This window comes from Stenotrophomonas sp. SAM-B (genome assembly GCF_013387485.1).
Lineage (GTDB): Bacteria > Pseudomonadota > Gammaproteobacteria > Xanthomonadales > Xanthomonadaceae > Stenotrophomonas > Stenotrophomonas maltophilia_AA.
This window is the reverse complement of the sequence record NZ_JABBXB010000021.1, coordinates 1-1,149: the sequence shown is the minus strand read 5'-3', so window position 1 is coordinate 1,149 and position 1,149 is coordinate 1. Positions and strand designations below refer to the sequence as shown.

General features: G+C 63.0%; 1 protein-coding gene. It reads left to right on the top strand.

What is annotated here, in order from left to right; translation table 11 throughout:
- Positions 1-218 precede the first annotated feature (218 nt).
- Positions 219-1,133 carry an IS110 family transposase gene (locus tag HH110_RS19045; protein ID WP_176991071.1) on the top strand — a complete coding sequence of 305 codons (915 nt, stop codon included), beginning with the start codon at positions 219-221 and terminating at the stop codon, positions 1,131-1,133.
- Positions 1,134-1,149 lie beyond the last annotated feature (16 nt).

Below are 1,149 nucleotides of genomic sequence, written 5' to 3'. Positions count from 1 at the left end.
GGCGTGGCTCTTATCTCTTGCCGATCTGGCACTTTAGGTGCCGAGAGCCCGGCGTGGGCGACCGTGTGGCTCTAGGTCTTGCGACCGCTGGGTAGCTTGGGTCCCCACGCCGGTTTCTCCCTGATCCGCCCGAACAGTTGATCGAGTTGGCGCTCGGACTGATAAGACTGGGCAAGCGGGGGGAGCTCTCGACCCTGTCAGCCTAGCGGAGTTCTGCCATGTATGGGATCGGGATCGATGTAAGTCAGGCCACGCTGGATGTGGCCGTCCATGAACAGGCGTTTCGCCAATTCAGCAACGACAAGCGTGGCTTTGTACGGCTGATTCAATGGCTGAAACAATGGCCTATCACGCAGGTCGTTCTGGAAGCCAGCGGCGGGTACGAGCGTGCCGCACTGGAGGCTTTGCACGAGGCTGGGCTTCCGATGGTCCGCATCAATCCTGCTCGGGCCCGCCGCTTCGCCCAAGCCACGGGACGTGCTGCCAAAACCGATCGACTCGACGCAGCCGTGCTGGCGCAGATGGCCCAACTCCTGCCGCTCACCCGCTACGTGCCACCGGCGCCTTGGCAGCGGCGTTTGGCCGAATTTGCGCAGTGCCGTCGTCATCTGGTGCAGATGCGCGTCAGCGAGATGCAGCGCTTGCGGCAGCTGACCGATCCAGTCCTGATCACGATCAAGCAGCGCCATCTTGCCCAGCTGTCCGAAGATCTTAAACAGCTGGACAAGGCCATTGCCGAGCAGCTCGCCGCGCAGCCTGGCTGGAAGAACATCGGAACGCTCAAAGGCGCTGGGCCGATCCTGGTCAGCACCTTGGCCTGCGAACTGCCGGAGCTGGGAACACTGGGGAGCAAGGCCATTACTTCGCTGGTCGGCCTGGCCCCCATGAACCGCGAGAGCGGTACCTGGCAGGGCAAGCGCAGCATCACCGGTGGCCGGGCCGTAGTGCGCGAAGCGCTCTACATGGCGGCGCTAACGGCCATCCGTTACGAGCCCAGGCTACGTGACTTTTACGCGACCCTGAAAGCCAAAGGCAAGGCGAGCAAGGTGGCGCTGGTAGCGGTCATGCGCAAGATGCTGGTCATCCTCAACGCCCGCAAGCGGGACGCCGAGGCCGCGTTGGTCTGCACCTGATAAGACAGTTGCTACC

What these genes read in the sequence shown, in the direction of transcription:
- HH110_RS19045 (WP_176991071.1), top strand. Translation starts at nt 219, where the DNA reads ATGTATGGGATCGGGATCGATGTAAGTCAGGCCACGCTGGATGTGGCC.